Source organism: Streptomyces sp. SID1328 (genome assembly GCF_009865595.1).
Lineage (GTDB): Bacteria > Actinomycetota > Actinomycetes > Streptomycetales > Streptomycetaceae > Streptomyces > Streptomyces griseoluteus.
This window is the reverse complement of the sequence record NZ_WWKH01000243.1, coordinates 1-9137: the sequence shown is the minus strand read 5'-3', so window position 1 is coordinate 9137 and position 9137 is coordinate 1. Positions and strand designations below refer to the sequence as shown.

The following is a 9137-nucleotide window of genomic DNA, read 5'->3' as shown; positions in this document are numbered from 1 at the left end:
GAGCAGGACCAACGGACCGCTGACGTCGCTCAGTTCGGCCGTGAGGTCACGCAGCAGGGTGCCGGTGTCGGGGACGTCGTCCGCTCGCAGGTCCAGCGTGCGGAACCGGACGGGTCCGGTGTCCTCCAGCGCCTTGACCAGCGGCAGGTAGCTCACCGGGGAACCGCCCGCGTACGGGAAGCAGACCACGGTCAGCTCCGGGTCCCGGGCCGCGGCGGCCAGCTCCACCAGCAGCCCGCCGGTGCCGGACGCTCCTCGGGCCAGGGCACGGCTCGTACGCCCCTGCAGCAGGCCGCGCACGGTGACCAGGCCGTCGGAGCGGGCCGCCACGGCCATCGCGGCGAGGGAGTGGCCGCCCAGGTCGAAGAAGTCGTCGTCGGCGCCGATGGACTCCTCGGGCACGCCCAGTGCCTCCGCGAAGAGCCGGACGATCGCGCGTTCGGTGTCGTCGGCGGGCGGCTCGGGGGTACGGGTGGTGAGGGCGGGCAGCGGACGGGCGGCCAGGGCGTTGCGGTCCGCCTTGCCGTTGCGGTTGAGCGGCACCTCGTCGAGCCGGGCGATCACGTCGGGCAGCATGTAGGCGGGCAGCAGCCGGGCTGCCTCCTCGCGTAGCCGCCCGGGGCCTGGCTCGGCGTCGCCGGTGTACCAGACGGCCAGCAGCATGCGTCCGCCGTGCCGGCGCACCTCGGCGAAGGCCTGGTCGACGCCCGCGATCCGGGTCAGGGTCTGTTCGATCTCGGGGAGTTCGACGCGGTGGCCGCGCAGCTTGACCTGCTGGTCGCGGCGGCCGACGCAGTCGAGGGTGCCGTCGGGCAGCCAGCGGCCGAGGTCGCCCGTGCGGTAGGCGCGGGCGGAGGTGGTATCGAGGGTGTTGGCGGGGAAGGCGGCCGCGGTGCGCTCGGGGTCGTTGACGTATCCGGCGCCGACGCAGGGGCCGGTCACCAGGATCTCGCCGAGAGTTCCGGGCGGGACCGGGGTGCCGTTCTCGGCGAGGACGTGGAGCGTCGTGTTGATGATCGGGCTGCCGACGGGGACGCGTTCGGTGTCCACCGGGCCGCGCAGGATGTGGTGGGTGATGTCGTCGGACGCCTCGGTGGGCCCGTAGGCGTTGACCACCGGGATCGCCGGGTACACGGCGAACCAGCGGCGGGCGAGGGCGGGGGCGAACGCCTCGCCGGTCACCATCAGCCAGCGCAGCCGCGGCAGCTCGCGCGGCGAGGCCTGCAGGGTGTCCAGCAGGGCGTCCAGCAGGGAGGGTACGACCTCCAGCACGCTCACGCCCTCGGCGATCACCGTGTCCAGGAAGTCGGCGGGGTCGGTCACCCGGTCGTGGATGACACTGCGGCCGCCGGTGAGCCAGGGGGCGACGAGCTGCCAGACGGAGATGTCGAAGCACTGGGAGGCCACCTGGGAGACCACGTCGTCGCCGCTCAGCGCGAGGTCGTCCACCTTGGCCTGGAGGTGGTTGAGCATCCCCCGGTGCTCGACGACGGCACCCTTGGGTTCGCCGGTGGAGCCGGAGGTGAAGATGACGTAGGCCGGGTCGTCGGGGCCGGGCCGGTGGGCGGGCGGGGTGTCGTCGGCCTCGGGCGCGGCGAGCAGGGCGGTGTACTCGGCCTCGGTGACGACAAGGCGGCAGCCGCTGCGGGTCGCGGCGTACCGGAGGCGTTCGGCGGGATCGCCGGGTTCCTGCGGGAGGTAGACGGCACCCGCCTTCAGCACACCGAGCAGGGTCACCGCCCAGGGCAGCCCGCGCTTCATGCGCACCGCGACCACGTCACCGGGTCCGGCGCCGCGCGCGGCGAGGGCCTGTGCCAACCGGTTCGAGGCGCGGTCGAGTTCGGCGTAGGTGAGGGTGTCGGGGCCCTGACTGACGGCGGTGCGCCCGGGGTGGCGGGCCGTGGTGCCGGCGAACCGGTCGAGCAGGGTGGTGCCGGGCACCTCCCGCGCCGGACCGCTCCGGTGCCGGGCGAGCCAGGCCAGCTCCTCCTCGCTCATGAGGGTGCGGGCGAAGGGCGGGGCGTCGGGGTCGGTGGCCAGGGCGCGCAGGGCGCGCAGGTAGTAGCCGCCGAACCGTTCCACCCCGGCCCGGTCGAAGACGGAGCCGTCGTAGTGGAGCTGGAGCCCGACGGTGTCGTCGAGGGCGTCGCGGGAGAACTCGGCGCGCAGCGGGAACTCGGTCTGGCTGTGCACGGAGACCCGGTGCAGCCGGGCACCATGGCGGCGGGCGAGGGTGAGGAAACCGGCCCGCACGCGCGCGTGGAACTCGGCCGGCTCCGACTCCAGCCGGTCCGGCGCCTCGGTGAAGCGCTCCCGCGCGACCTCCGGCGGCACGTCCAGCAGGACGGTCAGATGCGGGACGAGACCGCCGGTGGCCCAGCGGTTGATACGGGCGATCTCGGTCGGCGACAGATCCCGGCCGGCGCCCTGGTAGGCGACGGAGGAGTCGATGTACCGGTCCGAGATGACGACCGCGCCGCGCTCCAGGGCGGGGCGTACGACGGTGTCGACGTGCTCGGCGCGGTCGGCGGCGTACAGCAGCGCCTCCGCGCGGTGCGACAGGCCGGCCTCGGACACGTCCAGCAGGATCGAGCGGAGCCGCTTGCCCACCGGGGTGGCGCCGGGCTCGCGGGTGAGGACGACCTCGTGGCCCTTGGCGCGAATCCACTCGGCGAGGGCCTCGGCCTGGGTGGACTTGCCCGCGCCGTCGCCGCCCTCCAGGGAGATGAAGAAACCGTTCTCCGCGGGTGCGGTGACCGGGTCGTCGCCGCCGAGCAGGGCGTCCTTGATGTCCTGGCGCAGCGGGATGCCGGACCGGTCGTCGACCTTGGCGAGGACCAGCACGGCCACCGGGAGCAGCAGCGCGCCGACCAGCATCAGGGTGAAGGAGGCGCCGCCGTGCGCGAAGACGAAGCGGCCGTTCTCCAGCCGGTGGCGGCCGATGAGCCCGGCGACGACCGGGGCGATCAGGGCGCCGAGCGCCATGAAGACCCGGACGACCGCGTGCAGGTGCTCGGTGATCCGGGTACGGCGGGAATCCTCGGTCTCCTGGTCGAGCAGGGCGTGCCCGGTGTTGGCGGAGATGCCCGCGCCGATGCCGGCCAGGGTGAGGATCAGCAGGACGGAGGTGACGTCCGGGACGAGTCCGGCGGCCAGCAGGGCGATGCCGGTGAGCGCGATGGCCAGGGCGAGCAACCGGCGCCGGGACAGCGAGGGCAGCAGCGCGGGCGCGGTACGGATGCCGACACCGACTCCGCCCGTGAGGCCCAGCACCAGCAGGCCGTAGAGCACCGGGCCGCCGCCCAGGTCGGAGGCGTGCAGAACGCACACCGCGACGGCGGCCGAGATGGCCCCGGCCACGGCGGCGCAGGCGATGACCAGCAGCAGCACGGCGCCCGTGCGGCCCTTGTCGACGCCGGAGCCGGAACGCGGACGGCGCAGGCCCTCCAGCGGGGAGCGCGGGCGCGGGGTGCGCGTGCCGGGCAGCTTCAGGGCGGTCAGCACGGACACCGAGGCGGCGAACAGGCCGGCCGCGACATAGGCGGCGAGGGCCGCGTGGTGCTGGTCGAACCAGGCGATGCCGGTGGCCAGCAGGTTGTTGAACAGGGAGGCGACGACCAGGACGGCGGCGGCCAGCGGCAGCGCCACGAAGCCGGTGCGCAGCGACAGGCGGCGCAGCGCGTCCAGGTGGTCCGGCAGCGGCCGCACCGACGCGCCCTCGGGGGGCGGGGCGGGCAGCAGCGCGGGGGCCGCGCTCTCCCGGCACACCGTCCACAGCCGCTCGGCGATGCCGGTGACGAAGGCGGTGGCCAGCAGGACGGTCAGGGCGTTGCCCGGCGTCCAGTCGATCCACAGCGGCGCCACGATCAGCAGCGCGGCCCGCACGCCGTCGGCGCCGACCATGGTCCAGCGCCGGTCGAGCGGGCCGTCCGGGGCGGTGAGCGTGGTCAGCGGGCCGAGCAGGACGGCACCGAAGAGCACGGTGGCCAGCACGCGGGCCCCGAAGACCGTCGCCACTGCGAACGCCGCGCCCCGGTAGCCCCCGCCGAAGGAGCCCTGGGTGACGGCCGCCTGGAGGACCAGCACCACCAGCACGAGCAGCGCGAGGGCGTCACCGACGCCGCTCACGATCTGCGCGCTCCAGAGGCGGCGCAGGTCGGGTCGGCGCAGCAGTGAACGGACGGCGCGCTCGCGGGAATCCGCGACGAGGGCGTCGTCCGGTGCTGGATTGGGGGCCGTTGGCTGCTCGGCTCGCGTCATGCGTTCAGCCTATCCGCAGCCACCCACCCGCATGCCTCCCTCATCCCCACCCCTTCCCTGACCCTCACTCCTTGATCCCCCAGGGGGCGCACGCCGGAGCGCGGAACACCCCGGTACCGAGGCCGGTACCGGGGTGTTCGCGAACGCGGAAGCGGGTGAGAGGGTCAGTCCTCCGAGCCGGCGCCCGTCGCCTTGGCCGCCGTCGTCTTCTTGGCGGTCGTCTTCTTCGCCGTGGTCTTCTTGGCGGCCGCCGTCGTCTTCTTGGCCGCCGTCTTCTTGGCGGCGGTCTTCTTCGCCGGAGCCGTCTTCTTGGCCGTGGCCTTCTTCGCCGTCTTCTTGGCCGGCCCCTTGGCCCGCTTCTCGGCGAGCAGCTCGAAGCCGCGCTCGGGGGTGATCTCCTCCACACTGTCGCCGGAGCGCAGGGTGGCGTTGGTCTCCCCGTCGGTGACGTACGGACCGAAGCGGCCGTCCTTGACCACGACCGGCTTGCCGGAGACGGGGTCCTCGCCCAGCTCCTTCAGCGGCGGCTTGGCGGCCGCCCGGCCACGCTGCTTGGGCTGGGCGTAGATCGCCAGCGCCTCCTCCAGCGTGATCGTGAAGAGCTGCTCCTCCGCCGTGAGCGAGCGCGAGTCCGTGCCCTTCTTCAGGTACGGGCCGTAGCGGCCGTTCTGCGCGGTGATCTCCACACCCTCGGCGTCGGTGCCGACCACGCGGGGCAGCGACATCAGCTTCAGGGCGTCCTCGAGCGTGACCGTGTCGAGCGCCATGGACTTGAACAGCGAGGCCGTGCGCGGCTTGACCGCGTTCTTGCCGGTCTTCGGGGTGCCCTCGGGGAGCACCTCGGTGACGTAGGGGCCGTAGCGGCCGTCCTTGGCGATGATCTGGTGGCCGCTGACCGGGTCGGTGCCCAGCTCGAAGTCGCCGCTGGGCTTGGCCAGCAGTTCCTCGGCCAGCTCGACGGTCAGCTCGTCCGGCGCCAGGTCCTCGGGGACATCGGCGCGCTGGTGCTGCTCGGTGTCCTTCTCGCCCCGCTCGATGTACGGGCCGTAGCGGCCGACGCGCAGGACGATGCCGTCGCCGACCGGGAAGGAGGAGACCTCGCGGGCGTCGATCGCGCCCAGGTCGGTGACGAGTTCCTTCAGGCCGCCGAGGTGGTCGCCGTCGCCGTTGCCCGCGTCCGCCGCGGCGCCGGTGTCGAGGCCCTCGCCGAAGTAGAAGCGCTTGAGCCACGGCACGGACTGGGCCTCGCCGCGCGCGATGCGGTCGAGGTCGTCCTCCATGCGGGCGGTGAAGTCGTAGTCGACGAGCCGGCCGAAGTGCTTCTCCAGCAGGTTGACCACGGCGAAGGACAGGAAGGACGGCACCAGGGCTGTGCCCTTCTTGAAGACGTAGCCGCGGTCCAGGATCGTGCCGATGATCGACGCGTAGGTCGACGGGCGGCCGATCTCGCGCTCCTCCAGCTCCTTGACCAGGGACGCCTCGGTGTAGCGGGCCGGGGCCTTGGTGGCGTGGCCGTCGACCGTGATCTCGTCGGCGGCCAGCGGGTCGCCCTCGGAGACCTGGGGCAGCCGGCGCTCGCGGTCGTCCAGCTCGGCGTTGGGGTCGTCGGCGCCCTCGACATAAGCCTTCAGGAAGCCGTGGAACGTGATCGTCTTGCCGGAGGCGCTGAACTCGGCGTCCCGGCCGTCGGCGGAGGTGCCGCCGATCTTGACGGTCACGCTGTTGCCGGTCGCGTCCTTCATCTGGGAGGCGACGGTCCGCTTCCAGATCAGCTCGTACAGCTTGAACTGGTCGCCGGTCAGGCCGGTCTCGGCGGGGGTGCGGAAGCGGTCGCCGGAGGGGCGGATCGCCTCGTGCGCCTCCTGCGCGTTCTTGACCTTGCCCGCGTAGGAGCGGGGCTGCGGCGGGAGGTAGTCGGCGCCGTACAACTGCGTGACCTGGGCGCGGGCGGCGCCGATGGCCGTCTCGCTCAGGGTCGTGGAGTCGGTACGCATGTACGTGATGTAGCCGTTCTCGTACAGCTTCTGGGCGACCTGCATGGTCGCCTTCGCGCCGAAGCCGAGCTTGCGGCTGGCCTCCTGCTGGAGGGTCGTCGTACGGAACGGGGCGTACGGCGAGCGGCGGTACGGCTTGGACTCCACCGAGCGCACGGAGAACCGGGTGGTCTCCAGGGCGGCGGCGAGCGCGCGGGCACCCGCCTCGTCGAGGTGGAGGGTGTTGGCGCTCTTGAGCCGACCGAGGGAGTCGAAGTCGCGGCCCTGGGCGACACGCCGGCCGTCGACGCTCTGGAGACGGGCGACCAGCGAGGACGGGTCCGAGGCGTCACCGGCGCGGCCGGTGGCGAAGGTGCCGGTCAGGTCCCAGTACTCGGCGGAGCGGAAGGCGATGCGCTCGCGCTCACGCTCGACGATGAGCCGGGTGGCGACGGACTGCACACGGCCCGCCGACAGCTTCGGCATGACCTTCTTCCACAGGACCGGCGAGACCTCGTAGCCGTAGAGGCGGTCGAGGATGCGGCGGGTCTCCTGGGCGTCGACCAGCTTCTTGTTCAGCTCGCGCGGGTTGGCGACGGCCTCGCGGATCGCGTCCTTGGTGATCTCGTGGAAGACCATCCGCTTGACGGGGATCTTCGGCTTGAGGACTTCCTGGAGGTGCCAGGCGATGGCCTCGCCCTCGCGGTCCTCATCGGTGGCGAGGAAGAGCTCGTCGGAGTCCTTCATCAGGTCCCGGAGCTTCTTCACCTGCGCCTTCTTGTCGGCGTTGATGACATAGATCGGCGCGAAGTCGTGTTCCACGTCCACACCGAGGCGGCGGACCTCACCGGTGTACTTCTCCGGCACCTCGGCGGCGCCACTGGGAAGGTCACGGATGTGCCCGACGCTCGCCTCGACTACGTATCCGGGGCCGAGGTAGCCCTTGATCGTCTTCGCCTTGGCAGGCGACTCGACGATGACGAGTCGGCGGCCGCCCTGTGCGGTCTCGCTGGTCGGGGACAACTTCGCTCTTCTCTCCGGTCGGCGCTGGGGTCCTCCCCCGGGCGCTCGTCCCTGGGGTCGCGGCGTGTGGTGGCTGGTGTGACGCTGCGGAGTGTGACGGTACATCCCGCCCCCGTGTCAAACGGGAAAAGCCCACAACGGCCACTCGAACGGTAACCCGACTACCGCCATTCCTGCCGCCCGGAGTACCCACCGAGGGCTCACCCCAAGCCCGGAGCCCTCCCCTCCTGCCGCCGCCGCACCGGGCCGGCCGACGCGGTCAGGGACGCGTCAGGCAGTACGCGGCCAGCCCCAGGGAGACGAGCGCGGCGGCCGCCGCGAGCACCGCCGATGCGACCCGGTTCACACCGACGGCGACCGGTTCGGCGCGGCGCACCCGCACCCCGGTCCACACCATCAGAGCCCCTCCGAACAGCGTGAACACCGCTCCCGCGAACACCGCCGGCACGCTCTCCATGATCCGTCCGCCCCTCCCGCGCGCCCGGCGCGGTCCGCAACTCTTCAGCGCGGGGAGGCTGCCACGCCCGGTGGGCGGCGGGGCGACGGCGGGATGAACGGACGGGGCCGGCTCTGCCGCCTTCCGGGCGGCACACATCACTTTCCGGCCTTTTTGCCGTTCCGCTCCGTGCCCCCGGCATACGACGATGATCCGGCCGCCCGTCCACCGGCCCGGGTACGCCGGGTACGACAACCGGATCAGCCGATGTGTCCCGCCGGCGCGGCTCAGCCGAGCGGTTCCAGGAAGCCCTGCTCCACCAGCAGCCGGATCTGCGCGGGCGTACGGTCGCGCAGCACCACGGGGTCCTCGCCGACGAGCTGGGCGATGGCGTCCAGGATGACCCCCGCGCTCAGCGAGCCGTCGCACACGCCCGCGAAGCCCGCGCCGATGGTGTCCACCTTCGTCGCGCGGCGCATGCCCCGGTGCTGACGGAGGACCACATGCTCGGGGTCCTCGGCGCCGGGCAGGCCGACCTGCTCCTGCACGACCTCGGCGGCGAGCCTGAAGTGGCCCTCCAGCAGGGCCGCGTCGTCGTGCGCGCGCAGGTGGTCGACGCGCTCGAAGTGGTCCCGGATGGTGTCGCCGAGCGGCTGCTCGACCGGGTGCGGCCACTCCTCCACGGTGACGGAGGGCTCGGCCGAGCCGGTGCGGCGCAGGGTGATCCAGCCGAAGCCGACCGCCTTCACCTTGCGCGCCTCGAACTCGTCCAGCCACGCGTCGTACCGCGACTGGTACTCCGCCCGGTCCTCGCGGTGGTCCCCGGCGTCCCTGAGCCACAGCTCGGCGTACTGCGTGATGTCCTGGACCTCGCGCTGCACGATCCACGCGTCGCACCCGCGCGGCACCCAGGAGCGCACCCGGTCCTGCCAGTCCTCCCCCTCCACGTGCTGCCAGTTGGCGAGGAACTGCGCGAACCCGCCCTCGTTCAGCCTGTCCCCCGCCTGCTGAACGAGCGAGCGGCACAGATCGTCCCCGCTCATCCCGCCGTCGCGGTAGGTGAGCCGGGCGCCGGGCGAGATGACGAAGGGCGGGTTGGACACGATCAGGTCGAACGTCTCGTCGTCCTTGACCGGTTCGAACAGCGAGCCCTCGCGCAGGGAGGCGGCGGGCGCGCCGGAGAGGGCGAGGGTGAGCGCGGTGATGTGCAGGGCGCGCGGGTTGAGGTCGGTGGCCGTGACCCGGGTCGCGTGCTGGGCGGCGTGCAGCGCCTGGATGCCGGAGCCGGTGCCGAGGTCGAGCGCGGCGGCGACGGGGGTGCGCACGGTGATGCCGGCGAGCGTGGTGGAGGCGCCGCCGACGCCGAGGACCACGTCCTCGTCCCGGCTGCCGATGCCGCCCGCCCCGCCGACCGCGCAGCCGAGGTCGGACACGATGAACCAGTC

Annotated in this window: 4 protein-coding genes and 1 pseudogene; all 5 read right to left on the bottom strand. The window is 72.8% G+C overall.

Going from position 1 to position 9137, the window contains the following annotated elements; genetic code table 11:
* A partial coding sequence (locus tag GT030_RS37055) for a non-ribosomal peptide synthetase (protein WP_272920666.1) occupies positions 1-1998 on the bottom strand: 1998 nt, incomplete at its 3' end.
* A gap of 192 nt (positions 1999-2190) precedes the next feature.
* A pseudogene (gene tmk, locus GT030_RS36200) lies at positions 2191-4260 on the bottom strand (dTMP kinase); the annotation flags it as partial.
* A 164-nt stretch (positions 4261-4424) separates the two neighbouring features.
* Complete coding sequence (gene topA / locus GT030_RS07135; protein ID WP_161200349.1) at positions 4425-7256, bottom strand: type I DNA topoisomerase; 2832 nt, start codon at positions 7254-7256, stop codon at positions 4425-4427.
* 259 nt (positions 7257-7515) lie between these two features.
* A complete protein-coding gene (locus tag GT030_RS07130) occupies positions 7516-7713 on the bottom strand; it encodes a hypothetical protein (RefSeq protein WP_086691665.1) in 198 nt (65 codons plus the stop codon).
* A gap of 266 nt (positions 7714-7979) precedes the next feature.
* Positions 7980-9137 (bottom strand): class I SAM-dependent methyltransferase (locus GT030_RS07125; protein WP_161200348.1); only part of this gene is annotated, 1158 nt, incomplete at its 5' end.